21 protein-coding genes are annotated in these 25,581 nt (G+C 55.1%); 14 read left to right on the plus strand and 7 right to left on the minus strand.

Features of this window, described 5'->3' with window-relative positions; all coding sequences use genetic code 11:
* Nucleotides 1–51 precede the first annotated feature (51 nt).
* From LG297_RS05395 to LG297_RS05415, 5 genes are all read left to right on the plus strand, one after another.
* Nucleotides 52–1,668: a fumarate hydratase gene (locus tag LG297_RS05395; RefSeq protein WP_404425892.1), complete on the plus strand. Its 1,617-nt coding sequence runs from the start codon at nt 52–54 to the stop codon at nt 1,666–1,668.
* 164 nt (nt 1,669–1,832) lie between these two features.
* Nucleotides 1,833–3,491, plus strand: a complete 1,659-nt coding sequence (locus LG297_RS05400; RefSeq protein WP_404425894.1) for a cation:proton antiporter — start codon at nt 1,833–1,835, stop codon at nt 3,489–3,491.
* A 5-nt stretch (nt 3,492–3,496) separates the two neighbouring features.
* Entirely contained in the window at nt 3,497–4,387 is an 891-nt protein-coding gene (locus LG297_RS05405) for a universal stress protein (protein WP_404425896.1), read from the plus strand.
* A gap of 113 nt (nt 4,388–4,500) precedes the next feature.
* Nucleotides 4,501–5,424: a DMT family transporter gene (locus tag LG297_RS05410; protein WP_404425898.1), complete on the plus strand. Its 924-nt coding sequence runs from the start codon at nt 4,501–4,503 to the stop codon at nt 5,422–5,424.
* A 266-nt stretch (nt 5,425–5,690) separates the two neighbouring features.
* On the plus strand, nt 5,691–7,124 hold the full coding sequence (locus LG297_RS05415) for a methyl-accepting chemotaxis protein (RefSeq protein WP_404425900.1): 1,434 nt from the start codon (nt 5,691–5,693) through the stop codon (nt 7,122–7,124).
* 3 nt (nt 7,125–7,127) lie between these two features.
* On the opposite strand, the gene LG297_RS05420 is transcribed toward LG297_RS05415, so the two are convergent.
* Together LG297_RS05420 and LG297_RS05425 are read right to left on the minus strand one after the other, a co-directional pair.
* Nucleotides 7,128–8,186 (minus strand): AbrB family transcriptional regulator, encoded by a 1,059-nt coding sequence (locus tag LG297_RS05420; RefSeq protein ID WP_404425902.1) that lies wholly within the window; start codon nt 8,184–8,186, stop codon nt 7,128–7,130.
* Between the two features lie 103 nt (nt 8,187–8,289).
* Entirely contained in the window at nt 8,290–8,871 is a 582-nt protein-coding gene (locus tag LG297_RS05425; RefSeq protein ID WP_404425904.1) for a hydrolase, read from the minus strand.
* A 228-nt stretch (nt 8,872–9,099) separates the two neighbouring features.
* Here LG297_RS05425 and LG297_RS05430 point away from each other — a divergent pair, with 228 nt between their 5' ends.
* Nucleotides 9,100–9,723, plus strand: a complete 624-nt coding sequence (locus LG297_RS05430; RefSeq protein WP_404425906.1) for an alpha/beta family hydrolase — start codon at nt 9,100–9,102, stop codon at nt 9,721–9,723.
* A gap of 72 nt (nt 9,724–9,795) precedes the next feature.
* Here the strand turns inward: LG297_RS05430 and LG297_RS05435 are convergent, their stop codons facing one another.
* Entirely contained in the window at nt 9,796–10,233 is a 438-nt protein-coding gene (locus LG297_RS05435) for a VOC family protein (protein WP_404425908.1), read from the minus strand.
* 125 nt (nt 10,234–10,358) lie between these two features.
* On the opposite strand from LG297_RS05435, the gene LG297_RS05440 reads away from it, so the two are divergent.
* The 3 genes from LG297_RS05440 to LG297_RS05450 all read left to right on the plus strand — a co-directional run bounded on the left by LG297_RS05440 (nt 10,359) and on the right by LG297_RS05450 (nt 14,028).
* Nucleotides 10,359–11,063, plus strand: a complete 705-nt coding sequence (locus tag LG297_RS05440) for a YafY family protein (RefSeq protein WP_037992333.1) — start codon at nt 10,359–10,361, stop codon at nt 11,061–11,063.
* Nucleotides 11,064–11,162: 99 nt separating this feature from the next.
* On the plus strand, nt 11,163–13,145 hold the full coding sequence (locus tag LG297_RS05445) for a putative bifunctional diguanylate cyclase/phosphodiesterase (protein ID WP_404425910.1): 1,983 nt from the start codon (nt 11,163–11,165) through the stop codon (nt 13,143–13,145).
* A 289-nt stretch (nt 13,146–13,434) separates the two neighbouring features.
* Nucleotides 13,435–14,028 carry a tetratricopeptide repeat protein gene (locus LG297_RS05450; protein WP_404425912.1) on the plus strand — a complete coding sequence of 198 codons (594 nt, stop codon included), beginning with the start codon at nt 13,435–13,437 and terminating at the stop codon, nt 14,026–14,028.
* A gap of 18 nt (nt 14,029–14,046) precedes the next feature.
* Here LG297_RS05450 and LG297_RS05455 read toward each other — a convergent pair whose 3' ends face one another.
* Nucleotides 14,047–16,104 carry a SpoIIE family protein phosphatase gene (locus LG297_RS05455; RefSeq protein ID WP_404425914.1) on the minus strand — a complete coding sequence of 686 codons (2,058 nt, stop codon included), beginning with the start codon at nt 16,102–16,104 and terminating at the stop codon, nt 14,047–14,049.
* A gap of 1 nt (nt 16,105) precedes the next feature.
* Nucleotides 16,106–16,411: an STAS domain-containing protein gene (locus LG297_RS05460; protein ID WP_404425916.1), complete on the minus strand. Its 306-nt coding sequence runs from the start codon at nt 16,409–16,411 to the stop codon at nt 16,106–16,108.
* Nucleotides 16,412–16,580: 169 nt separating this feature from the next.
* Here LG297_RS05460 and LG297_RS05465 point away from each other — a divergent pair, with 169 nt between their 5' ends.
* Nucleotides 16,581–18,155, plus strand: coding sequence for a sigma-54-dependent transcriptional regulator (locus tag LG297_RS05465; RefSeq protein ID WP_404425918.1), 1,575 nt, complete (start codon nt 16,581–16,583; stop codon nt 18,153–18,155).
* 5 nt (nt 18,156–18,160) lie between these two features.
* Here the strand turns inward: LG297_RS05465 and cobD are convergent, their stop codons facing one another.
* The gene (cobD, locus tag LG297_RS05470) at nt 18,161–19,222 is read right to left on the minus strand and encodes a threonine-phosphate decarboxylase CobD (protein WP_404425920.1); all 1,062 of its coding nucleotides are present in this window, start codon (nt 19,220–19,222) and stop codon (nt 18,161–18,163) included.
* A 160-nt stretch (nt 19,223–19,382) separates the two neighbouring features.
* On the opposite strand from cobD, the gene LG297_RS05475 reads away from it, so the two are divergent.
* Nucleotides 19,383–20,264, plus strand: a complete 882-nt coding sequence (locus LG297_RS05475) for a phytanoyl-CoA dioxygenase family protein (protein ID WP_404425922.1) — start codon at nt 19,383–19,385, stop codon at nt 20,262–20,264.
* Between the two features lie 82 nt (nt 20,265–20,346).
* Entirely contained in the window at nt 20,347–22,851 is a 2,505-nt protein-coding gene (locus tag LG297_RS05480) for an ATP-binding protein (protein WP_404425924.1), read from the plus strand.
* A gap of 67 nt (nt 22,852–22,918) precedes the next feature.
* On the opposite strand, the gene LG297_RS05485 is transcribed toward LG297_RS05480, so the two are convergent.
* Nucleotides 22,919–24,070 carry a M24 family metallopeptidase gene (locus LG297_RS05485; RefSeq protein WP_404425926.1) on the minus strand — a complete coding sequence of 384 codons (1,152 nt, stop codon included), beginning with the start codon at nt 24,068–24,070 and terminating at the stop codon, nt 22,919–22,921.
* Nucleotides 24,071–24,369: 299 nt separating this feature from the next.
* Between LG297_RS05485 and LG297_RS05490 the strand changes: the two genes are divergently transcribed.
* Together LG297_RS05490 and LG297_RS05495 are read left to right on the plus strand one after the other, a co-directional pair.
* Nucleotides 24,370–24,558, plus strand: coding sequence for a hypothetical protein (locus tag LG297_RS05490; RefSeq protein WP_404425928.1), 189 nt, complete (start codon nt 24,370–24,372; stop codon nt 24,556–24,558).
* 209 nt (nt 24,559–24,767) lie between these two features.
* Nucleotides 24,768–25,511 (plus strand): glycerophosphodiester phosphodiesterase, encoded by a 744-nt coding sequence (locus tag LG297_RS05495; protein WP_404425930.1) that lies wholly within the window; start codon nt 24,768–24,770, stop codon nt 25,509–25,511.
* The last annotated feature ends 70 nt before the right edge of the window (nt 25,512–25,581 follow it).

Below are 25,581 nucleotides of genomic sequence, written 5' to 3' on the forward strand. Positions count from 1 at the left end.
CACAAATTAAAACAAACCCACCTTGTTTTTGAGAGAGACGAGAACCTTCCCATGAGTGATTTTGTCTATAAACCCATGTTCGAGCAGGGCAAGGACACGACCCCTTACCGCAAAATCGGCGATGAAGGCGTTTCGACCGTTGAAGTCAATGGCGAGACGTTTTTGAAAGTCGAACCCGAGGCGATTGAAAAGCTGACCCTTCAGGCGTTTTTTGATTGTTCGCATTTGCTGCGCCCGGGCCACCTCGAACAGTTGCGCAAAATCCTTGATGATCCGGAAGCAACGCCGAACGACAAATTCGTCGCGATGGATTTGCTGAAAAACGCCAATATCGCATCGGGCGGCGTTTTGCCAATGTGTCAGGATACCGGTACGGCAATTGTCATGGGCAAGCGCGGCGGCAAGGTCATCACCAATGGTGCCGATGAAGAGGCGCTGTCGAAGGGTATCTGGCGCGCCTATCAGGAACATAACCTGCGTTATTCGCAGGTGTCGCCGGTCAATATGTTCGAAGAAAAGAACACCGGTTCGAACCTTCCGGCTCAGATCGATCTGTATGCGACACCGGGCGATGAATACAAATTCATGTTCATGGCAAAGGGCGGCGGTTCGGCCAACAAGACGTTTTTATATCAGCAGACCAAGGCGCTTCTGAACCCGGAAAGCCTGCGCAAGTTTCTGGATGAAAAAATCAGAACGCTGGGCACGTCGGCCTGCCCACCCTATCACCTTGCCATCGTGATTGGCGGGACGTCGGCCGAGGCGGCGCTTAAGACCGTTAAAATGGCATCCGCACGTTATTACGATAACCTGCCGACTGAAGGCGGGGTGCATGGTCAGGCCTATCGCGATCTTGAATGGGAACAGAAGGTCCTAGAAATGACGCGCGAAATGGGTATTGGCGCACAGTTTGGCGGCAAGTATTTCTGCCACGACGTGCGTGTTGTCCGCCTGCCGCGTCACGGGGCAAGCTGCCCGGTTGCCATCGGCGTTTCGTGCTCTGCCGACCGTCAGGTTCTGGGCAAGATCACCAAGGACGGCATTTTCATCGAGGACCTTGAACACAACCCGGCAAAATACCTTCCGGAAGTGTCGGACGAGCATCTGGATGACAATGTGGTCAAGGTTGACCTGAACCGTCCGATGGATGAAATCCGCAAGCAGCTTTCGCAATATGCGGTCAAGACGCGTCTGGCACTGACCGGGACCGTGATCGTGGCGCGCGATATCGCGCATGCCAAGATCAAGGAACGCCTTGATGCCGGTGAAGGCATGCCCGACTACATGAAAAACCATCCGGTCTATTACGCAGGACCGGCCAAAACCCCGGAAGGCATGCCGTCCGGTTCGTTCGGCCCGACCACGGCGGGGCGCATGGATGCCTATGTCGAACAGTTCCAGGCTGCAGGCGGTTCGTTCGTCATGCTTGCCAAAGGCAACCGTTCGAAACAGGTCAAGGATGCCTGCAAAAACCACGGTGGTTTCTATCTGGGATCCATCGGTGGTCCGGCTGCACGCCTTGCGCAGGATTGCATCAAGAAGGTCGAAGTTCTTGAATATCCGGAACTGGGCATGGAAGCCGTCTGGAAGATCGAGGTCGAAGATTTTCCGGCCTTCATCGTGATCGATGACAAGGGCAATGACTTCTTTGCCGAGTTTGGCATTTAAGGCCTGGGCCGGTTACCCTTCGGGGGACCGTTCAGCACAATCTGGAGATGTTCCAAACCGAAGCTTGTAACCGGGATCACAGGCGCGCCATTGGTCGCGCCTGTTCTTTTTCGGGCAGGTTTGGCATAGTAAATTGCACATCGAAGCAAAAACAGGTTGCCTGAATGCCTGAGACCTCCTTTGCCGAAATATCACTTTTGTTGCTGATCTGTGCGGTGATTGGCGGGCTGTTTGTCAAGCTGCGCCAGCCGGCTCTGATTGCCTATATCGTGGTCGGCGTGGTGGTGGGACCAGCTTTTCTGGGCCTTGTCACTGCGCATGAGCCGATTGAATTGCTGGCCAAGGTCGGTGTGGCAGTTTTACTGTTTGTGGTCGGGCTCAAGCTCGATATCAGCCACGTGCGCCATATCGGGCCGGTGGCACTGGCGACCGGGTTGGGGCAGCTTGCCTTTACCATCATCATCGGGTTTGGCATCGTTATGTTGCTGGGCAAGGGTATGATGGAGGCGCTTTATGTTGCCGTCGCCCTGACATTTTCAAGCACCATCATCATCGTCAAACTTCTGGCGGACAAACGTGAGATCGATACTTTGCATGGCCGCATCGCAATCGGGTTTCTGATTGTCCAGGATGTGGCTGTGGTGATCGCGATGATGGCCATGAGTGCCATGCGTGGAGCCGAAGATGCGGCAGTGATCAATGTGATAGCATCGCTTGTCGGGAGGATCGCGGCGGCGGGTGTGCTTTTGTTTGTTGCCATGCGCTATATCCTGCCGCGCGTCATTGCGATGATGGCGCAATCAAGCGAATTGCTACTGATTTTTGCGATTGCATGGGGAACGGCATTGGCGGCGTTTGGCGAGTGGGCTGGATTCAGCCATGAGGCGGGGGCGTTTCTGGCGGGATTCTCTCTGGCGTCGACGGGCTATCGCGAAGCAATCAATGCACGATTGACGGGTATTCGCGATTTTCTCTTGCTGTTTTTCTTTATTGATCTGGGATCAAAGCTGGATTTTTCCACGTTGGGCGATGAAGTGGTTCCGGCGATTGTGCTGTCGCTTTTTGTCCTGATCGGCAATCCGTTGATTGTTATGACGATCATGGGATATATGGGATATCGCAAGCGTACCGGGTTTCTGGCCGGTTTGACGGTGGCGCAGATCAGTGAATTCTCCATCGTTTTCGTTGCGATGGGGATCACACTTGGCCATGTCGGAATTGAGGCGCTGGGGTTGACGACGCTGGTGGGCCTCGTAACGATCACGCTTTCGACCTATATGATTTTGTATTCGCATCCCTTGTTTAGCCGGATCTCTCCGCTGTTATCAGTGTTCGAGCGCAAGCGCCCGTTTCGCGAAATCGCGGTGGAGCAACAGGTGGTGATCGACGAACGCCCTGAAGTGGTGATTTTCGGGCTGGGTCGGTATGGCAGGCGGCTTCTGGCAGAGCTGCATAAAAACGGTATGCCGGTTCTGGGCATTGATTTTGACCCGGAAACAGTCAAACATCTTAGGAAAGACAATCTACCGGTACAGTTTGGAGACGGCGAGGACGACACGTTTGTCGATGGATTGCCGCTTTCGAAAGCGCGTTGGGTGGTGACGACGTTACCACTGGTGGAAGCCAATACCGGGCTCATGCATGCTATTCGTGCATCCGGGTTTTCTGGAAAGATTGCCGGGGTTGTTCGTGACAGAACACATGGCAGGATGCTCGCGGATATGGGGTGTGACAGGGTTTTTAACCTGTTTGAAGATGCGGCCAACTATGCTGTGGGCATATTTACAGCCCCGCATAGCCCGTCATCCGAAAGGAAGGATTGAGGATCATGGTTGCCCCCGTACTTGTCGCGACCGATTTTTCCGATACCGCGCATCTTGCGTTGATGCGGGCCGCTCAGATTGCCAGATCCCGAAAGGCGGGGGTGCATTTGCTGCATGTGATGGAGCAGGATATTTTGTCTGGGCTGGCCGAACTGATCGGATTGCGCCGCGGGCATGATCATGACCCGCTTCATGATCAGCTTTTCGCCGATTTGGGGGGAATTGCGCGTGAAGTGGAAGAAACATCGTCCGTCAAGGTGACAACCGAACTGCGTACCGGCCCGGTCACGCGCGAAATAATCGAATGCGCGACTGCGGTTGGCGCGCGTTTGCAGGTGATAGGCGGGCACGGGGCCGGAACATTGCGTGATCTGGCGACCGGATCGACCGCCGAACGATTGTTGCGCCAGACAACGCGTCCGACATTGGTGGTCAATTACCCGACGGATCAACCTTATCGCAAGGTTTTGTTGCCAGTGGACTTTTCCGACTGGTCGGAGACGTCACTTCGGGTCATACGCAAATTGCTGCCCGATGCGGACGTGGTGTTGCTGCATGTCGTATCGCTCAGTTACGAGCCGCAATTACGCCACGCCGGGGTAACGGACGCGGAAATTGAGCAACACCGCGAACAGGAACACAGAAAGGCCGAGGCAGAACTTGCGATACTTCGGACTGAAATCGGAGATAAGGACAATAAAATTAGCCTGCGGACTGTCAATGGCGACGTTGCTTCATCCATTTTGGCAGTGACAGGCGATGAAAATGCCGATCTGGTCGCAATTGGCAAACACGGGCGCGGCATGATTGAGGAATGGCTTCTTGGCAGTGTCACACAGCATGTTCTTGCCAGCGCACCGTGCGACGTTCTGGTGTGCGGCAGTACTACGCTTTGACCCAAAGGATTGACTGGTAGTCAAAAATCGGCATCAGCGGACTTGCGATTTCCTGGCGGGCGTGATTTTTTGCATAAAATCCATTCATTATTTCCCAATGTGAAAGCCGTTCCATGCCCGATGATTCCGCTGTCGCCACCACCATCAGCGCGACGGAAAGCCGCCTGATCGGGGTGTCTTCTGCCCTTGCGACCGTTCTGATCTGGGCGGCGTGGCTGATTGTCACGCGCTATGCCATGACATCCGATTTTACCGCGGTCGATATCGGGTTTTTGCGCTTTGTCGTGCCGTTTGTGTTGCTGGCCCCGATTTGGCTTAAACGCGGTATCTGGCCCAAGGGGCTTTCGATTGCCAGTGGCCTGATCATGCTGGTGGGGTCGGGGGCGTTTTATACGCTTCTGGTTGCCAGTGCCCTGCAATATGTCCCGGCAAGTCATGTCGGTATTCTGCTGCCCGGTGTGATGGCGGTCTGGGCGGTTCTGATTGCGGTTGTGATGTTTGGCGAACGGCCGGGCTGGCTCCGGCTGGCGGGCTATGCCACGGTGATTACCGGTATCGTCCTGTTGGCGGTGCTTAAGCCCGGGCATTCGACTGGCGGCACGATCCTTTATGGCTATGGGCTTGTATCGGCCGGGGCATTCATGTGGGCGTGTTATACCCATGCGATGCGCCAAAGCGGCCTTGGCGCGCTGGAAGCGGCGGCATTTGTCGGCTTCTGGTCGTTTGTGATCATGGCGGTGGTGGCGCTGTTTACCGGAAGCCATATCCCCGATGCGCCGATGGATGATGTGTTGCTGTTGCTTGTGACACAAGGCTTGCTGGCGGGATGCGTTGCGGTCGTGACCTATGGTCTTGCGGTGCGTCACATCGGATCGACCGGTGCATCGGCTTTTGGCGCGATGACACCGGCATTGACCGCGTTGGGTGGTGTGTTCCTGCTGGGTGAGGAAGGCAATCTTGCGCTGGCGATTGCGGTGGCACTGGTGATTTTCGGTGTGATGGTTGCATCGGGCGTTTTCCGGAAAGTTTTGCGTTAGGCGTTTGTTACCAAGGATATGTTTCAAGGCACCGGTGGCGGGATAATTCAGCCCGCTGCCGGTGCCTTTTTCTTCGCGATGCGCAGTTCTGCCGATGCACACAGAAAATTCTTTTCGCAGGTGCAAAATCACGTTAGCATCATGTTCGTGATTGCAAAGGCGCAGTCACCAGCAATCGGCAGGCAACGAGGCTTGCAAGACAATCGCGCGATCGGATGGCGTTATACCCGGTCGGTTTCAGATGTCCCATGCCTCGGAGAAGTTCAATGTTTGCCGGTTTCTTGCGTTCCGTTTCCCCCGATGAAGACTGCCGTTCAAAACAGGGCCGCGAGGCCGGGCTTGGCGATATTTTACGCCTGTTGCGCACGGTTGGGACGATTGCCGATGAAGCACGGCAAAGGGACGCGGCGATTGCCGGTATTCTTGATGCGGTCTGCGATTATTGCCACTGGCCAGTCGGACATGCCTATCTGCTTCGCGAAGACAATGCGCTGTCTTCGGCCAAAATCTGGTCGATCGGGCGGGGTGTTTCGCCAACTGATCTGACCGATTTTCGTGCGCAGTCGGAGGCCACGGTTTTCACCATCGGGCAGGGCTTGATCGGGTCGGTTGCAAAGACGGGGGAACCTGTCTGCATCGAAAACGTTGTTACTAAGGACGGCTTCCTGCGCGCCAGCGGGGCTGCCCGGAACGGGTTGCAGGGCTGTTTCGCGCTGCCGGTCAAAATGGCTGGCAAAGTGGTGGCCGTCATCGAATTTTTCAGCCGTGATATCGCCCGTCTTGATGACGAGATGCTTGAATTGCTTGGCTTTGTTGGCGGGCAGGTCGCGCGCGTGCTCGAACGTGATGGGGCACTGGCCACGCGCGAAAAACTGGCATCGGATTTTGAAAGCCAGGTGCAGGGCACGGTTGGGATGCTGGGTGCCGCAGTCAGCCAGATGCGTAGTGCGCTTGATGTGCTGGGCGATAGCAACCGGCGGACGGACGAATGTGGCAAGGGGATTGATCAGGCCGCACATGCCGCCCTTTCCCGGATTGAAAATGTTAACGGGCAGATGGATGCCCTTCAGGCTGCGTTGACCACGATTGGCGACGATGCCGGGGCGAATGTTGAAACCACCCGTGCATTGGGCGCGCAGGCACGTGACATGCGCGATGAATTTGCCAAATTGCAGGCCCGTGCAGCCGATGCGGGCAAGATGCTATCAACGATTTCGGCCATCGCCAGCCAGATCAAATTGCTGGGGCTGAATGCCTCGATCGAGGCGGCTCGCGTTGGCGAAGCAGGCAAGGGATTTGCCATTGTCGCCAAGGAAGTCAAGGCGCTGGCGGGGCAATCCGAAACTGCAACCGCCGAAATAGCCCAATGGATGGATGGTGTCACGGGGGCGATTTCAAAGGCTGGTGGAGATATTGATCGGATTTCCTATGCGATGGGCGATTTGCAGGCGCGCGCTGAAATCACCGCAGATCAAACCGGCGGGCAGGTTGAAATTTGCCGCACGGTGGCGGGGGATGCGCTTGATGCGCTGAACCAGGCGAAGTTGGTGGGGGCGCGTGTCAGGGATATCGCAGGCGCGATTTCCCATAACGGGCAGGTCGCAGGCGAACTTTCCGATGCGGCGCGGAACCTTGAAACGCAAGGGGCAGAACTCAGCCATCGGGTCGAGGGCTTTGTCGCCCAGATCCTTGCGATGTAAGGATTACACTATCCGGTCGGGGAATTCAGACGTGCGCTTTGCCACCATCCGGGCCAAGGGTGGACCAAACAGCAACACCATGAAAAACCGCGTTGCCTGTAACACCAAAATGAAGGACAGGTCGACATTGGTGCTGGCCGCGATAATGGCGACCGAGTCAAGCCCGCCGGGGCTGGTGGCGAGGTAGGCGGTCAGCGGATCAACATCCATGAAGATTACCAGCAAAACCGAAATCCCGGCACAAAAGCCGATCAGAACGAAAATCGAAATCAGAATTTTCGGCAGGGCATGGGCCGCGTGGCGCAATACCGCAGGGGTGAATTTCAACCCGATCATCCAGCCGATTACGGCATAGGTCAGGCCCAGAAACCATTCGGGCAAGACGACATCGATCACGCCGGCAATGTTCAAGATCATCACAACGATCATCGGTACCAGAAGCGGTCCGGACGGCAGGCGCGACTTTGCCCCGACAACGCACAGGATTACGGCCATTGCCAGTGTGATGCCAAAATCGCCGATATCGAACGGGGTAAACCATTGATGCGGATTGGCCGCGGCAAGTGCCGGATCGACCCAGAAATTGGCGACACTTGAGGCCACGGCAACCACAATCACCACCCGGACATATTGCATGAAGGCAACCAGTCTGGCGTCGGCGCCAAAGGCCTCGGCCATGATGACCATGGCCGAGGCCGCACCCGGTGACGATCCCCAGATGCCCGCCGTTCCCGGCAGGACCTGCTTGATGCACAATATCCAGCCCAGAAAGCTGCTGGCAATCAATGTCAGTGCCGTGACGCCCAGAACCAGCGGCCAGTCATGCATGAAAGATGTGATGATCCCGGCGGTCATCGATCCGCCGACCATGCAGCCAAGGACGGATTGCGCGCCTAGATAGATCGGTTTTGGCATGGCAATGGTGGCACCATTGGTGCCCATGACAATACCGACAATCATCGGGCCGAGCAAAAGGGCGGCGGGGATATCGGCATCATGCAGGATCACGGACAGGACAAGCGAAACACCGATCAGCAATCCCCATTGCAGGAGATGTGGCATTTTGCCGAGCTTTTCCCGATCTGAGGGCGGTTCGGATTTTGGGGGCTTGGGCACGTGGGGCGAGGTATCTGGCACGGGAAAGCCTTTGTTCGGGGCGGCAGGGTTATGGGGTGGCAAAGGTCAGTTCGGTTGAGTGGCGGATGCGCGCAATGCGCGGCAGGATTTCGGTGATTGAAAACTGGTGCATTTCAACCGATTTGGTGGCGGTGGTATCTTCGGCAATCACGATGTTATAGCCATGTTCCCATGCGGACCTCGCCGTGGATTCAACGCCGAAATTTGTCACGACACCGCCAAGGATGATTGTATCGACCCCGCGACGGCGCAATTGCAGGTCAAGCTCGGTACCATAAAATGCACCCCATTGATGTTTGGTAATGACGATATCGCCGGGTTGTACCAAGCCATCCACAAGGGTCCCCCAATCTTCGGGCGGGCATTTCGGCGGCAGGGATGGCAGATCGACCATTTGGTGCGGCGCATCGGCCATGGCAGAAGACCAGTACACGCGGACCAGAACAATTGGGGCCTTTGTCGCGCGGCATTTGGCAATCAGGCCGCGAGCATTTTCAAGCACCTCATCACCGCTTCGCGGGTGCAGGGGTTGTGCCAGAATGCCGTTTTGCAGATCGATCATGACAAGGGCGGTACGCGCCGGGTCCAGCAGGGTTTGATCTTTGGACATGGGAACACCTGATTGGAGCAAGGTATCGGATCGGAGCAGATGGTGACGCCGTTTGCGGTTGGCGCGCTGCTTTGAAGAGTGACATGATAAACCGAAACATCCTGATATGGCGAGTTTTTCGGATGAATAGCGGGGAAACAGCGGGCAGGTGGGGGATTGTCGCTTGGCCCCGGCAATCGCGATGGCATATGTTTTTGAAAGCCACAAGAACAGGGAAACCCGATTGTCATGACCATCGATTTTGTCTTTGACGGACCTGATGATGCCAAGCTGACCATTGTTCTGGCGCACGGGGCGGGGGCGGCGATGGACAGCCCGTTTATGAATGAAATGGCAGCCGGTTTGGCGGTATGTGGCCATCGCGTGGTGCGGTTTGAATTTCCTTATATGGCGAAACGCCGACTGGATGGGAAAAAACGCGGACCGGATCGGGCCCCGGTTCTGATCGAGACATTCGGGCAGGTTGTCGCACAGCTTGGCACGCCTGAAAGCCTTGTGATCGGCGGCAAATCGATGGGCGGGCGGATCGCCAGCATGGTCGCCGATGATCTTGGCGTGTGCGGTGTCGTGTGCCTTGGCTATCCGTTCCATCCGCCGGGGAAGCCCGAAAACCTGCGGACAGCACATCTAAAGACGATGAAAACACCGACCCTGATTTGTCACGGAACGCGCGACCCGTTTGGCAGCCCGGAAGAGGTGGCAGGTTATGCTCTGGCAGATACTGTGTCACTGCACTGGGTTTCTGACGGTGATCATGATTTTGATGCGCGCAAGAAATCGGGCCATACACAGGCCGGTAATATTGCCGGGGCGGTTGTGGCGATTGATGACTTCATCAAGACAACGGGATGATGCAATGACTGCACCATCCCGCTTTTAAAATGTTTGAGGGAAAAGCATCGATTGGTGGTGACGCGACGGGGATCAGGCGGAAATGCTTTCGACCGGCATAAGGAAATCCTTGGCATAATCGTCGCTGATTGCGGCGTCCTGACTGGCGATATCAATCCTCACACCATTGGGGTCAAGCAGGGTGAAGTGACGTTGGCCCCATGGCTCATCCCGCAGTTCGAGGGCGAATTCGAAACCCTTGGCACGGAGATCGTCGGCAGCAGTTTTGGCGTCTTCGACGCTGATGCCAAAGATGCTGCTGTCGCCCATGGTGCGGCCGTGAAACAGGGGCGGCTGTGTCGGGTGATCAGGCTGCATCAGGCCGACCTGGACTTCCATGCAGTCGGGCCAGACAAGGTGAATATACCAGTCTCCGGCAAAGACGGCGGCAAAGCCAAGTTCTTCGTAAAAGGCACGGCTTTCGGTCAGCTTTTCGGTGACGATAATCGGAAAGGCGCTGGTGACTTTCATTGGTTTACTCCTGACGAATGTTGAAACCCTGTTCCCGATAATTGTCATGTTTGCACATGCCTCCTGACAGGAGCCTGTCAGGAGCGTTATGATAAATTCTCGGTCATGCTGAGAAAGGAGCGAACATGAGAAGGGCCGACCGACTTTTCCGTCTTGTGCAGATTTTGCGCCGTCGCAAACTGTGCCGTGCGCGCGAACTTGCCGAGGAACTGGAAGTTTCCGAACGCACGATTTACCGCGATATTCGCGATCTTGCTGCGTCCGGTGTTCCGGTCGAAGGCGAGGCGGGAGTGGGGTATATCCTGCGTGACGGGTACGACTTGCCGCCATTGATGTTTGATGCCGACGAGATCGAGGCACTGGTGGTGGCCGCGCGCATGGTGCAAAGCTGGACCGATCCGCAAATGGCGCGTGCAGCCGGAGATGCCCTGACCAAGATCGAGGCGGTATTGCCGGAAAAAATGCGGGGTCTTATTGGCGGGGTGCCGATTGCGATTGCCGAAATCGCCCAGGCCCCGATTGCAATTTCGATGCCCGATTTGCGGCGTGCCATCCGCGAACGGCATCTGATCAATATTGATTACACCGATGCCAAGGGGGATGACACCAACCGGCGTGTCTGGCCATTGGGGATGCTGTTTTTCGGAACGATCTGGCTTTTGGCAAGCTGGTGCGAATTGCGGCAGGCCTTCCGTGTTTTTCGGGCGGACCGAATCAAGAATATGCAGATCACCACCGATCATTTCAGGCCGACACCGGGACGGACATTGCGCGATTACCTGATTTCCGAAGGGGTAGAGGGGGAAATCCTGAATGGCATCGGTCGATAACGAATTTCTCTTGGTGGTGTATTGAAAGGGATGCATTTGGTACAACTTCTCGTATAAGATTTCCCTGTAGTAAGAAAACAACAGGGAAAGCGCATTGCTGTGACGCTAACAGATCTGTGCCGAAACATTGTCGGAACATTCCGGGTTCGGGAAGACCAACCCGAACTGGTCCGCGCACAGGTCAAGGCCCTTTCCCGTCAAATCCCGCTGCTATACATCCTTCTTTTTGCCAATGCAGTTGCATTGGCCTTTACCCATTATGGAACCGCCCCCGACTGGATGACGGTTTATATTCCTGCGGTTTTGGGGGCTGTCTGCCTGATGCGCGGGCTTGCATGGAGGCGCTTGCGCGAAACGGCAAATGACTTTGCCAGTTCGGTGCGGCATCTGCGGCGCATCCGTATTCTGGCTGTCGTGATCAGTGTTGTTTTCACTGCCTGGGCGATCAAGATGTTTGGCTATGGTGATGCCTATCAACAGGGGCATGTCGCCTATTTCATCTCGATCACCGTGGTTGGATGTATTTTCTGTCTGCTGCATTTCCCGCCTGCGGCCCTTTTGGTTGTGATTATCGTTCTGGGGTCTTTCATCCTGCACTTCGGGTCGACCGGGAACGAGGTTTATGTCGCGATTGCGGCCAATATGGCGATGGTGTCATTGATGATCATCCAGATCATCCGAAGCTATTACGCGGCGTTTTCCGGGCTGGTGGAATCGCAGATTGATCTGGAAAAGCAGCACGCCAAAACCATCGAACTTTCCGACCAGAACCGCGAACTGGCCTTTTGCGATGCGCTGACCGGGCTTTCAAACCGGCGTGCATTTTTCTTCCATCTGGATGAGGCAGTGGCGCGCGCAAAAGATAATAATGGACGTTTTGCCATTGCCATGATTGATCTGGACGGGTTCAAGCCGGTCAATGATGTTCATGGTCATCCGGCAGGCGATGATGTCCTGATTCAGGCCAGCGCCCGACTACGCGATGTACTGGGGCCTGACGTCCTTTTGGCGCGATTGGGCGGTGACGAGTTCGGCGTGATCCTTGACAGCGTGTCGGATGCAGCAGAGCTGATCTGGATCGGGCGTGAGCTGTGCGAAACATTGAACGATCCGTTCGAGGTTGGCGGGGGCACAGTACAGCTTTCGGCGTCGCTTGGTTTTGCGACCTATCCGGCGGTGGCGCGCGAAACCAATGCCCTGTTTGAGCGTGCCGATTTTGCATTGTATTACGCCAAGAAAAACATGCCGGGCCATCCGGTCCTGTTTGCCGCCCATCATGAAACACTGATCCGCCATGACAGCCAGATTGAACAGGCGTTGCGCAAGGCCGATCTGGAAAGCGAACTGTCGATCCATTATCAGCCGGTCTTTGATTTGCGTAGCGGGATATTGCATTCGGTCGAGGTTCTTGCGCGCTGGGACAATGACGTGATGGGGCGGGTTTCGCCGGAAATGTTTTTCCCGGTCGCCGAGAAAACCGGACTGGTCGGAACGCTGTCGACCATCCTGTTTCAAAAGGCGCTGAAATCCATGGCGATCTGGCCGGATAATGTGGTGCTGTCATTCAATTTGTCGGCGCGTGACATTGTGCTGACCGATATGGCGCACTGGCTGATTGATCAGATCAAATTTTTTGGCATTGATCCGGGGCGCCTGACTTTTGAAGTCACGGAAACCGCCCTGTTGCGTGATTTCGTTTCTGCCCGTGCGAGCATTCGTTATTTGCGCCGACACGGGGCGAAGGTGGCGCTTGATGATTTTGGTATCGGTTATTCCAGTCTGCGTTATGTCCATGAACTGGAATTCGATTGTCTGAAGGTTGATCGCAGTTTTATCGAGCCGATTGTGACCAGCGCGCGCAGTCAGCGGATCGTCAAGACCGTGATCGACATGTGCGACAATCTAGGTGCGGACTGCGTGATCGAGGGCGTGGAAACAGCCGAGCAGCGAGATGAGGTTCTGCGTCTGGGCGGGCATCTGGCACAGGGATACTTTTTTGCCCGCCCAATGGCGAAGATTGACTGGAATACCCTGCCCAATATGGCCCGTGCGGTCATGGCCAAAAGTACCGATCCCGTTTAACCGACAGATCGGCCAGCTGGCATCCCGAATATGGCAAAAGCTGTCGGGAATATGCCCTATTGATGCCAGGTTCCCGGTTAATCTTCCCGCAACCCGATCAGGGTATTATTCCGGTTGTTCGATGCGGTCCGATCAGCGATTTGACCGTGTCGCATGGAAAAAGGACCGGGCGAAAGTTTTGCTGCCGATCTAAACGATTGAAACGACTCGTTGTTTTTATTGGCTATTGCAAGGATTTCGGCGAGTCGTTAGGATTCGTCATCTCAGGCGGGAACAGGGCTTCGGACAGATGTCAGGCCAGACACATATTTCATCCCACGTCGCGGCGGTCACGATTGACGGCATTGATCTGGCGCCTGAAATTCGCACCCGCCTTCGAAATCTTATCGATACGCTGCCCGATCAACCTGCCCGATTGCGGGTGATGGGGCATGTTTTGCTCGATATGGGGTTTGGCAGTCTTGCTCTTGATGCATTTGGCCGGGCCCTGTTGCTTGATGATCTTGATCCGGCGACCCATTTGGGCCTGACCAGAACATATTTGCAAAACGGGTCCCGCGAAGCCGCCCTTGAACATCTGGAAATCGCGATCAGCCTGCGGCCCGATGCGGGAGAATTGCGGGTGGTTGCGGCGGACCTTGTCGGTTGTCGTGACCGGATGCGTGCTTTTGACCAATTGGGTACGGTGCTGTCGGCGGACCCTGATCATGCCGGCGCCCGCAAGGGGCTGGCAGCATTGATCCGCTCTGTGATCAGCAGCCGTATTCAGGAAGGCAACGCGGAAAAGGCAGGGCAGGCAGGCGAGAGGGGCCATATCTGGGACCTTCGCGATCATATGCCGGCACAAGAACTTTCCCCGCCACAACCATGGTTCCTGAATTAGGGTTCCGGGGCAGATCAATTACGAAACCGGCGTCCGGTTCGGCTGTAGCGATACCACGGTAAAATCATCATGCAATCTGGCGGGGGCGCGATCCATAAACTGATCGGCCAGATGCGACGCCAGATCTATCATGCCGCCTGATTCAGCGATGATGTTGCGGACCTCGTTCAACAGACGTTCACCTTCCAGAAATCCCCCGTCATTCAGAACGGTTTCAATCAGGGCATCGCTGTAAAGCAGCAGGAAATTGTCGACACCAAAAGGTATCTCGCGGGTTTCATAGCGTGCGTCACGAATCACACCAAGCGGAACGCCCGAGCCGTCAAGAAAGGCTGTCGATCCGGTTTGGACGTTTCCGAGAACCGGGGACGTACAGGCAGCACTGGCATAACGGAAAGTTTCATCGGTGCGGTTGATCACGCCATAAAGCATGGTTGCATATTGCCCTACGGGCAAAAGCCCCTTGAGATGGCGATTGAGTTCACCAAGATATGCACCCGGATCGTCATCCCGCTTGTCATCCGACCAGATCAGGGAATGCAGTCGAAAGGTATTGAGCGCAGCCCCAAGCCCGTGACCCGCAAAATCGACGATATAAACGGCAAGCCGGTTTTCATCGATCGGGGCCAGTCCCCACATATCGCCGCCCAGTTCCGATGACATCTGAAAACTGGCACTGATGGTCATGCCGTAATCAAGCCCGACACCGCGATATTGTTCGGCTTTAGGGATCAGCATTTCCTGCATGTCGCGCGCCAGTTCCAGTTCGGATCGGGTACGTTCCCGATAGGCTTGAAGCTGTTTGACCAGAAGGCGGTTTTCAAGGTGAATGCGCGCACGCGCGATCATTTCCGCCTTGTTTAAAGGTTTAAGGATCAGGTCGGTTGCACCGTCTTCGAAAATCCGGGTGCGACCTTCGTTTTCTTCAAGGGCTGTCTGGGCAATGATCGGTGTTTCGGCAAAGGCCGGGTCGGCGCGTAATGTTTTGCAGACATCGTAACCATCCAGCTTGGGCATGATAATATCAAGGATGATCAGATCGGGATTGTGTTTTTGCACCTGTGCCAGAACATCCTCGCCATCCTTGGCAAAGACCAGGTTGGTAAAGCCGTCCGAACGCAAATAGGACGAGATGATTTCGCGTGAAATCATCGTATCATCGGCAATCAGGATGGTGGCATCGCGCGGGTTACGCAAATCGGTGTCACTTTCCCACCGTCCGGTATCGTCCAGTCCGGCAACATAATCGGTATCAAGCGGCAGGGGGGAAATTGCTTCGGGAATAAAAGTCAGACGAATGGTTCGACCGCCCCGATCAAAACTGACATTCTGACACAGACTGCGAATCAAAGGCAGTCCGCGGCCAAAAGTGGATTCTGCGCCGGGCAGTTTCGTTTCAGCTGTTGCGGGGGGAGGCGTAAAGCCGCCGCCCTGATCGTTTATGGTAATCTCGACATGGCCATTGCGGCGTTTTTTGGCGGTCAGCATGATCACCCGATTGCCAAACGAGGCGGCAAGTCTGCGTGCGGTTTCCTCGCTCAAGGCATTGAAGCGGTCCATTGACAAATGGCCAGCCGTGCTCATTTCCAGATTGCCGTGGATCATCGAATTGGCGAAAGCTTCCTGTACGGCCATTTCGATTGTCGGGGCGATGGTATCGTGGATAATGCCGCGATGGCGAAGGGCGGTGACAAATTTGCGCGCCATTGGCAACTGATAGGCGCTTTGTGTCGACATGCAGACCAGGAGATCCCAAGCCGCTCCGCGTTTCGCCGTTCGGAGCGGACCAAGGTCGCCAAGATCAAGCCCGTCATAGCATTCGACGAAGTAATTGCAGTTCAGACGCACCAGCGCACCCAGCCATTCCCGACCGGTTTCTGGCGGAATCAGGCACATCTGATAGCGATTGCTGCGAGCAAAATCTTCGGGGCTGCGGCCGAAAAACAGTTCGACGTCGGTGTTGGCCCCCTCGCCAAAGATATGCGGGCCGCTTAAAACCCGTGCCGCCCGATTGTGATCAAGCGGTTGGGCAACGGCAACCTTCGGGCGCAGGTTAACCTCGCCGACGGAAAGCATGTCAGTCTTCCAGTTTGAATAATGTATCGAACCGGGCAACTTCGAGCATGCGCTTAACCTGTCCCTGTGCCCCTTTCAGGATAACAGTGGCACGGGCTTTTTCGCCTTCGTCGCGGGCCAGCAACAACATGCCAAGTCCGGCGGAATCGATGAACTCGACCCCGGACAGGTCCAGAATCTGGACTTCGGCAGATTGGCTGCGGATTTCGTCAATCAGTTTGCGAAAACCGGAATGGTCCCCAAATGTAAATCGGCCATTCAGTTCGACTTTGATCGTGTCGCCGGATTGTTCGGTGGTGTAATTCAAACCCTCATACTCCCGGATGCGCGCAATGTTACTGAAACTATGCCTTTCTTAACCAAAAGCTGATTTGTATGGGATAACGAATCAGCTATCCACAGGTTAGCAGTTGAGAATGTAATGTCACTATCGGTATGCTTGCCGATAGACGGTTGGATCGGGATACGAACAAAAAATGCCAGACCAGGCACGCATCGTGGTTGTCGAGGATACACTTTCGCTTGCGCGGGTGTATCAGGACTATCTGCGTGCGGATGGCCACATGGTCGAGCATGTCGTTAATGGTCGTGATGCCATCAAACGATTGCGCAGCAACCCGCCCGATGTTCTGGTTCTTGATCTTATCCTGCCCGATATGGACGGGCGCGAAGTTTTGCGCGCTGCCCGTCAGGCCGCCCCCGAGTGCAAGGTTGTCGTGATCACGGCGCATGGTTCGGTCAATATTGCGGTGGAAGCCATGCGCGACGGGGCGTGGGACTTTTTGCTGAAACCCTTTACCGCCGACAAGCTTCGCGTGACGGTCAGTGATGCGCTGGAAGGACGTTCCATGCGGGTGGATGCAAGGAACGATACCAGCGACGAAGGCCCCACTGACGAGATGTATTTTGACATCATCGGCGGTTCGGACACGATGCACGATATTTATCGTATCATCGAAAATGCCGCGCCAAGCCGGGCGACCGTTTTCATTACGGGCGAGTCCGGTACCGGCAAGGAGCTGGCGGCAGAAGCAATCCATCGCCGGTCGGAACGCGTCAACGAGCCGTTCATTCCGCTGAACTGCGGGGCAATCCCCAAGGATTTGATGGAAAGCGAGATTTTCGGGCATGTCAAAGGGGCATTTACCGGTGCGGTCATCGACCGCGAAGGGGCGGCACACCGGGCGGCGGGCGGAACCCTGTTTCTGGATGAAATTTGCGAAATGGATCTGGATTTACAGACCAAACTTTTGCGGTTCATCCAGACCGGCACCTTCCAGAAGGTTGGCGGCAGCACGATTGAAAGTGTCGATGTTCGTTTTGTCTGTGCAACCAACCGCGATCCACTTGAAGAAGTGCGCGCCGGGCGTTTCCGCGAGGATTTGTATTATCGCCTGCATGTGATCCCGTTGCATATGCCGCCATTGCGTGATCGCGATGACGATATCCTGCAGATTGCCAATTTTTATCTGCAACGCTTCACCCGCGAAGAAGGGCGTGATTTTCAGCGGTTCAGCCCGGATGTGGCGGCATTGTTTGCGCGTTATGCCTGGCCGGGAAATATTCGCCAGCTCCAGAACATCATCCGCAATATTGTCGTGCTTAATAACGGCACCGAAGTCACCATGTCGATGGTACCCCGACCGGTCAATAGCGGCACGGGAGACGAACAATTCGGATCGGCGACCATTGAAGCCCCGCCCCCCCATCCCGTGGTGTCAAACGGGCTTGAAGATGCAGGGCGGTTCTGGGAAGGCGATCCGGATGCATTGGCCTTTCTGGCCGGTGCCCAGCGAATGCGAGAGGAAATGGGTCATGCCCCTGCGATGGCCGGTATGGATGCCGGTCCAGGCTTTCCGCTGGCGGAACGTTTGCCATCTGATCAGGGTTATTCCGGGATCAGGCCGCTTTGGCAGGTGGAAAAACAGGCGATAGAAGAGGCGATTGCCAGATGCGGAGGCTCGATCCCGCGTGCGGCCGATGCGCTTGGCGTCAGCCCGTCGACGATTTACCGCAAAAAGCAGGCTTGGGAAGAAAACGAGACGAAATAGATCGGCTAGTTTTTGAAAACAGCCAGTGCCCTTTCCAACCGGTGCCAATCCTTTTCCTGACCAGGAAGGCCAAATCGGACGCGATTTGCATCGTCATCAAACAATCGAACCAGAATACCCGATGATCCCAGATGATCTGCAAGTCTTATGACGGTGGTGCCGTGATACAGTCGGAACAGTGTTGTTCCGCCGATCAAATCCAGATCGCAACGGGCATCAATCAGGGCATCAAGGCGTTTGGTATCTCTGGACAATCGGTCACGCATGTCGGACTGCCATTGACGATCATTGAATGCCGTGCGGGCGACGCTTAGCGCCGGGCCGGCGATTGCCCATGGCCCGATCCGGTCTGTCAGGCTTGTAGCCAGATCGGGGGCCATGACCGCACATCCCAGCCGTAAACCTGCAAGTCCAAAAAATTTGCCAAACGAACGCAAGACGATCAGGCGGTCGAGTTCGTGGCACTGCGGACAGATGCTGCATTCCGGATTGCAATCCATGAATGCCTCGTCGATCAGAAGCCATTTGCCATGATCGGCAGCCATCCGGGCCAGTTGGGTCAGGGCGTTGCTGTCAATCAAACCACCGTCGGGATTGTTGGGGTTTACCAGAATGACGATATCGTTGATTCCGCCCGGTATTTGCAGGATATCGGCAATGCGACGCGCGCGGTTGTCCGGCGTTGTCACAATGGTTTCCATATTGAACCCGGCGCGTTTCCAGCCGACGGCATGTTCGCCGTAAGTCGGGCCGATAATATGTGCCTTGCCCTGCATCCCCTGATCGGCAAACCAGAAAGGAATGGTTTGGATAAGTGCCTGTGTACCAGGGGCACAGACGATACGAGCAGGAGCAGCAATGCCATAATAGTCGGCGGCGGCCTGTTTCAGATCGGTCAATTCACTTACCAGCGGCAGGCGTTGCCAATGGATCGGATCAATTGCCGGGATCGGCCAGGCAGTGGCATTGATCCCGGTCGACAGATCAAGCCAGTCCTGAGGCGGGATGCCGTATTTTTCGGCGGCCTTGTCGATGGCACCGCCGTGGGATAGGGTTTGCGGGATCATAAATGTGCCTTTGGCCCGGAATGCCGATACAGAACCGTGAAACTGAATGCTACCTGCGTAACGCGTGAGCATAACGGGCGCAAGTCGGACTTGCGCAGTTAAGGGCGACTTCGTATCGTCCCCACACTTTGCCGCCAAACTCTGCTTTGGATTTTCCGCCATGATGACCGCATTACAAGCCTGCCAACGCGAGAGCTGGCTTTCGATCAATCCACAACTGACCATCTCCACTGACGAGGCAAGGATTTCTGACGTGCCGCCGGTTGGTGCAGATTGTGACGGATTTGAGGGTTCGACGCATTCGGATCGGTTCTGGCAAGATGGCTATTTCCTGATTGACGATCTTTTGCCTGTTGATGGGTTAAACGATTTGCGTGCCGGGCTCGAGGAGCTGGTGACCAACGGTTTGCCGCCTGCGATGATCTATCTGTATGACGAGGCATGGCAGGTATTCATGCGGCTTCGCCCGCTTTTGAACCATTTTCTGGGGGATCGGGTAAAACTGCTTCCGCATTTCTGGGCATGGCATGTCAATCCCGCCGAGGACGGGCGCGGATGGCCCCCGCATCGCGATTATCAGGGTGAAAGCGTGATTGACGACGATATGCTGATCAGCTTGTCGCTTTGGGTGCCGCTGAGTGTTGCAAGCCCTGATAACGGTTGTATGTACGTATTGCCGTATTCATTCGAAAAGTGTTATCCTCGACCAGTTGCTAAACCGGAAGATGTTGTTTTACAGGATGTTCGGGCATTACCCGCCAGACCGGGAAGTGTAATGGGCTGGCGACAGGATTTGTATCATTGGGGGGGGCGGGCAAGCGCCTTTGCCACGGAGCCAAGGATCAGCCTGTCGCTTGAATTCCAGAATGCAGCATTCGATCCGCTGGCGGACCGGTTGCTTGATCTGGACCGCCCGCCGGTTTTTCGCGAACGGCTTGAACTGATTGTGCAGCAGTTTGAAAAGTACCGGCATATGCAATCGATGGATGACCGGACCCTGAAATGGGCCAAGGATATTCTTGGCAATTGCAGGGAAATGTAACGGTGGCGGGGTTTGATCGCTTCCGTGCATTGCCGGCATGCAAGAAACGGTGAAAAAGAGCAAAACCGGGGTCGATGCGAATATGCCCAAGATACTGAGCCTGTCCGGTATCTCGTTTTTTGCCTTTTGTGCAATTGCCCCTGCTTTCATCTATTTCACATCCCTGTCCGATGAACAGGTCGGCAGTGTTACCATTGCGATCATCGTGGTTGTCGAATTCATCGCCCTGCTGTCCATGTGTCTGGGCGGTATCGTTTTCGATATTACCAAACGCAGGCAGATCCTTTATATCGCGGCCTCGATGGGGCTTTTGTTGATCAGCGATTTGCTGGGAATGCCCAAACTGTTCGAAACCCGCCCAGTGATCGGAGGCGAACAGGCCCTTGGGACTTTTACCGGATTGTTGATTCTGGTTCTGCGGTTTGGATCGTTTTCTTTTCTGGTTCTGAGCTGGTATATCGCCAACAAATCGGAAAATCGGCCGGGAAATGATCTGGCATGGGGAATGGTTCCGGGCATCTTTGCCATGGGTCTTGTCGTTCAGGTTTTCCTGATCTGGCTGGTGCCGGAATTTTCAAGCGACTTTGCCGGTGTATTGGAAAATGTCAGCACTCTGATCCTGTTTCCGACCATGATCATGCTCGTCACGGCCGCAGCCGGGTATCTGGTCCGGTGCTATTTCCAGTTCAGGCTTTCGGAATGCCTGTTGACCGTCGCGTTTCTGATCGGATGCTTCAACCATCTGGCTCTGTTTACTTTTGGGCCGGATAATGCCGATATGGTGGCGCGTTTTATCATTCCGTCGCGGTTGCTTAGCTATACCTGTGCGATGCTGTTCATGTTGCTTGAATTGCGCGATCACTATCGTCAGTCATTTGAGGCAAGTTCGGCGAAAAGTCAGTTCCTTGCCACCATGAGCCACGAAATCAGAACACCGTTGAACGGGGTCCTAGGCATGGCGCAACTGCTGCAGCAAAGCGAGCTAGACGCTGCCCAAAAGGAGCGTGTCGGCGCGATCCTCTCATCGGGGCGGGCATTGATGGCGCTTTTGAACGATATTCTCGATATGAGCAAGATCGAGGCCGGACGCGTAGAACTTGAAAAGCGACCGTTTTATCCGTCTGACATCACATATGACATTTTTCGTGCAATCGGCGATACGGCACGGGAAAAGAACCTTTTACTGCGATGTGATGATGCTGCACTGACGGATCGCATTTTTGTCGGGGACGAGGTGCGGTTTCGCCAGATCCTCTGGAACCTGTTATCGAATGCGGTGAAATTTACCCGCAAGGGGGCAGTGCGGCTCGAAGTGAAATCCAGTGTGGATGTACCCGAACAAATGCGTGCACCGGCGGATGGGGAAGAGCTGTTTCATTTTACGGTTATCGATACCGGGATCGGCATCGCGCCGGAACGGCAAGGGCAGATATTTTCACCGTTCAGTCAGGGCGACAATTCGACAACACGCCAGTTTGGCGGCACCGGGCTAGGGCTTTCGATTGCTCATAGCCTGATCGAACTGATGGGTGGGACGATCAGTTTTGAAAGCGTCGAGGGACAGGGTACGCGATTTGATTTCTGGTTGCCGTTCGAGGCGCAAAAAACCGATATTCATGATCGGGCTGCCGGGCAGCACGCCGTTGCTATCGTTGGGGATAGCGTGCTTTCAGGGTATCGCATCCTGGTTGCCGAGGATAATGAAATCAATGCCAATGTTATTGGCGGATTGTTGCAACGTCATGGTTTGATGGTCGATATCGTTCCCAACGGTCGAGAGGCCGTGCATGCGTTTCAGGGCGGCGGTTATGATGCAATCCTGATGGATGCACATATGCCGGTTCTGGACGGCGAGGGGGCGACCCGCCATATCCGCGAACTTGAACGCGTGACGCGTGGGGGCCGCATCCCCATCATTTGCGTAACGGCGGAGGCATTCAATGACCGGCATCGCGATTTTCTGGCTGCCGGTATGGACGAGGTTATGACAAAACCGATAGAGGAGCGCAGGCTATACAGCGTTCTTCTTCGTTTCCTGCGAAACCGCAATCGTGTCGGCGAAGGTCGTGCTGTTGTTGATGAACCCCGAAAGCCGACATCAATACGGGTCGAGAGCGGTGAAAACGGACAACTGGCCTTGTCCGGGGCAAGCCGGGTTTCGCTTACCCAGCAGACCGAAGAGGAAAGCGGGGCCGAACTTGTCGTCAAATCCCTGCCAGAAGGCCGTGCTACCCGAACGGAAGAAAGGGCAGAACTGATCGATACGGCTCGTTTCAAAGAAATGAGCAGTATGTTGGGAACAGGCGATATGGCCCGTCTGGTCGATATGCTGCCGGCATCCTATCAGGAAGAACGCGCAAAGATTGTTGCTGCAATAGCCAACGGTGACCGCGAAAGTATTCGCACGGCGGCCCATACGATCAAGGGCATGGCATCGAATCTGGCGGCGGTAAAGCTGGCGGCGGATGCCCGCGCGCTTGAGCTTTATGAAGGCGAACTTGACAGTACAATCGATGACCGGATTGTGAAACTAGATCGTCTTGCGCAGGACACTGCAGATGCCATGCGCAAGATGCTTCGGGTTTGAAACCGGACCGATGTGCCGACTGTTCTGAGGGGGAGCCAGGCCACACCAAGATTGGGCCGGTTTCGTTTTAACGGCTGACCAGATCAAGCTGATGGCGCGAAACCGTCTCGTTACCGGTTTGGGTGACAATGACCGAATGACCGGGACACATGGCAATGCCGCTGTCGCTGTCCATCAGGATCATGTGCAGAAAATACACCATACCCGGTTCGGCAATCACCGGATTGCCATGATAGAACATCGGCCAGTCCATCCAGTTCGGCGCAAAGGTTGTGCCCATCGAATAGCCGCAGGCATTCAGGCGGTGTGCCCGCATTCCGCCTGCATCGCAAACGCGGGCATAGGCATCGAAAACATTCCCGATTGGTTCGCCCGGTTTAAGTGCCGCGCGACAGGCTTCCATGGCCTCGGTCGCCACCTTGTGCATTTCGACATGGCGCGATGTTACCTTGCCAACGGGAATGGTGCGCATCATCGCGGCATGATAGTGGCGGTAGGCGCCTGCCCATTCCAGCGTGATCTGATCGGTTTCGCCCAAATGTTTTCGTCCGGTAAAATAGCGGCACAGCAATGCATCGCGACCGGCACCAATGATGAATTCGTTACCGGGATAATCCCCGCCACCTTTGAAAATGGCGCCTTGCATGGCGGCCAGAATATCGCCTTCAAACGCACCGGCATGAACGGTTTCCAAGGCCGCATCCCACGCATCGTCGGCAAGGCTGGCGGCGGTGCGGATATAGTCAAGTTCGGCCGGGCTTTTGACAACGCGCAGTTCCGATACCAGACGTGATGCGTCATCAAGTGTACAAAAACCGTCAAGTGCCGTGTCAAGCTTTTTCCCATTGGCAGCAGTCAGGCCGTAGGCATCGTATTCGACACCAAGTTTTTTGCCGCCACAGCCGAATTCGGCCAGCATGTCACGCAGTTGCAGGGCAGGGTTAACATCCGGGCCGTCAACCCATATCCGAATGTCATCGATATCGGATGTGTGTTGGGCCTGACGCAGATCGGGTGCACGGGTAATCAGGGCAACCCGTCCATCGGCACCAAGATACAGACACTGGAAAAACACATAACCGAACGTGTCATACCCGGTGAGATAGAACATGCTTTCCTGACGGAACATAAGAAGGCCATCAAGCCCGGCGGCTTCGAGGCTAGCGACCGTTTTTGCACGGCGTGCAGCCAGTTCGGCACGTTCAAAATGCAATGCCATTGGCGTATTCCCTGATTGTGATTGTTGATTTGGAAAAGACGCTAACAAACTCCGTGGGCGGGAAATAGTAAAAATTACGATCCGGTGATATTTTATTGATAAATCGCGATTGATTGGATGCGAGTTAAGGGAAATAGCTGTTCAAGATCAGAATCTTGCGGGAAAATCAGGAATTTTTACCGGTCAATATAGACATTCTGTCATTGGGTCCCACATCAAATATAATGGCAGTGTCACAAAGGATGCTGAAACAGCTCTCTGCCAGTTCCGCTTAAGACCATCCCTATCAGGAGGCAAAAGTGGCTAGCTACCATAAACCATCTGACAGAAACGTGCCGGGAACTTCACCGCGGGACAGACAATTCAGGCCGCCTTATGAGAAATGGCGGCGCGATGATCTGTATTACCTTGCGATGGAGCACGGGATAGAGAACCGGGCGAACATGTCGACCGACGAATTGGCGCGCGCCTTGCGCGATATCGGGTAGATACACGTATTTCCCTGTAATTACAGTATCCTGCCAGTGCGACGATACGCGGGGATACGTGGGTTGTTGTGTGTCTGCTATCTTCACGGAGATGAATCTGCAGGATACCGGCTAGGTAACAGTCCGGTTAAATTTGTCCCGTATGCTTGCCGGTTGCAGGGCGGGGAGCCTACCTTTCATGCGGCCAACATGCTGTAAGGAGGGGCCCCATGAAGCCAGTACAACTTGTCTATCATCGTGGCGATAGCCTTAACGCGCCGGAAAATACCTTTGCCAGTGCGGAATGCGCGATCATTGCCGGAGCCGATTATATCGAGTTCGATGTGCATCAATCGGCAGACGGTGTTCTGTATGTCATGCATGATGAAACAGTTGACCGGACGACGGATGGCACCGGTGCGATTGCGGAAATGACCAGTGCTGAAATCGATCGGCTGGATGCGGGATCCTGGTTTAATTCCGCCTTTGCCGGTGAACCGGTTCCCCGACTTGAAGACTTTCTGCGCCGGTTAAAGGGACGGGTTAAAATCTATTGCGAGATCAAGCAGGCTGATGCCGCCAAAGTTGTTGATATGCTTGACCATTTTGCGTTTGGTGACGATGTGTTCGTCAGCTCGTTTTCAGCCGACATTCGCAATGACCTGCGACGGATTGCACCGGATCTGAAACGCAATGTACAGCTTCATGTGGCCGGATCGCTTGAACAGGCCACTCATCATGAACAGGCACATATCTTCGAATTTCTTGAAGACAATGTGACGCATGACGCGATAATGGCGGCAAAAAGCCGCGGCCTTGAAACGATGATTTTCATCGATACCCCCAATGCCGAGCTATTTGCCAAACTCGTCGAATGGCAGATCGACTATGTAAATCTGGACTATGCGGCCCTGTTTCGGGCGGTCCAGCAGGAAGTTCTTCTGCGTTTTGACGGAGCAGGGCTGACCTCCTGACCACCCTTAAGTATGGGCCGAGTTAATTTGACCTGCCGGGTATAATTCGGTATTGCGGCGACACTGAACG

It is taken from the genome of Thalassospira australica (assembly GCF_044790785.1).
Classification (GTDB): domain Bacteria; phylum Pseudomonadota; class Alphaproteobacteria; order Rhodospirillales; family Thalassospiraceae; genus Thalassospira; species Thalassospira australica_A.

What these genes read in the sequence shown, in the direction of transcription:
- LG297_RS05435 (WP_404425908.1), bottom strand. Translation starts at nt 10,233, where the DNA reads ATGAAAGTCACCAGCGCCTTTCCGATTATCGTCACCGAAAAGCTGACC.
- LG297_RS05495 (WP_404425930.1), top strand. Translation starts at nt 24,768, where the DNA reads ATGAAGCCAGTACAACTTGTCTATCATCGTGGCGATAGCCTTAACGCG.
- LG297_RS05415 (WP_404425900.1), top strand. Translation starts at nt 5,691, where the DNA reads ATGTTTGCCGGTTTCTTGCGTTCCGTTTCCCCCGATGAAGACTGCCGT.
- LG297_RS05455 (WP_404425914.1), bottom strand. Translation starts at nt 16,104, where the DNA reads ATGCTTTCCGTCGGCGAGGTTAACCTGCGCCCGAAGGTTGCCGTTGCC.
- LG297_RS05465 (WP_404425918.1), top strand. Translation starts at nt 16,581, where the DNA reads ATGCCAGACCAGGCACGCATCGTGGTTGTCGAGGATACACTTTCGCTT.
- cobD (WP_404425920.1), bottom strand. Translation starts at nt 19,222, where the DNA reads ATGATCCCGCAAACCCTATCCCACGGCGGTGCCATCGACAAGGCCGCC.
- LG297_RS05400 (WP_404425894.1), top strand. Translation starts at nt 1,833, where the DNA reads ATGCCTGAGACCTCCTTTGCCGAAATATCACTTTTGTTGCTGATCTGT.
- LG297_RS05450 (WP_404425912.1), top strand. Translation starts at nt 13,435, where the DNA reads ATGTCAGGCCAGACACATATTTCATCCCACGTCGCGGCGGTCACGATT.
- LG297_RS05475 (WP_404425922.1), top strand. Translation starts at nt 19,383, where the DNA reads ATGATGACCGCATTACAAGCCTGCCAACGCGAGAGCTGGCTTTCGATC.
- LG297_RS05425 (WP_404425904.1), bottom strand. Translation starts at nt 8,871, where the DNA reads ATGTCCAAAGATCAAACCCTGCTGGACCCGGCGCGTACCGCCCTTGTC.
- LG297_RS05440 (WP_037992333.1), top strand. Translation starts at nt 10,359, where the DNA reads ATGAGAAGGGCCGACCGACTTTTCCGTCTTGTGCAGATTTTGCGCCGT.
- LG297_RS05485 (WP_404425926.1), bottom strand. Translation starts at nt 24,070, where the DNA reads ATGGCATTGCATTTTGAACGTGCCGAACTGGCTGCACGCCGTGCAAAA.
- LG297_RS05480 (WP_404425924.1), top strand. Translation starts at nt 20,347, where the DNA reads ATGCCCAAGATACTGAGCCTGTCCGGTATCTCGTTTTTTGCCTTTTGT.
- LG297_RS05420 (WP_404425902.1), bottom strand. Translation starts at nt 8,186, where the DNA reads ATGCCACATCTCCTGCAATGGGGATTGCTGATCGGTGTTTCGCTTGTC.
- LG297_RS05430 (WP_404425906.1), top strand. Translation starts at nt 9,100, where the DNA reads ATGACCATCGATTTTGTCTTTGACGGACCTGATGATGCCAAGCTGACC.
- LG297_RS05405 (WP_404425896.1), top strand. Translation starts at nt 3,497, where the DNA reads ATGGTTGCCCCCGTACTTGTCGCGACCGATTTTTCCGATACCGCGCAT.
- LG297_RS05410 (WP_404425898.1), top strand. Translation starts at nt 4,501, where the DNA reads ATGCCCGATGATTCCGCTGTCGCCACCACCATCAGCGCGACGGAAAGC.
- LG297_RS05395 (WP_404425892.1), top strand. Translation starts at nt 52, where the DNA reads ATGAGTGATTTTGTCTATAAACCCATGTTCGAGCAGGGCAAGGACACG.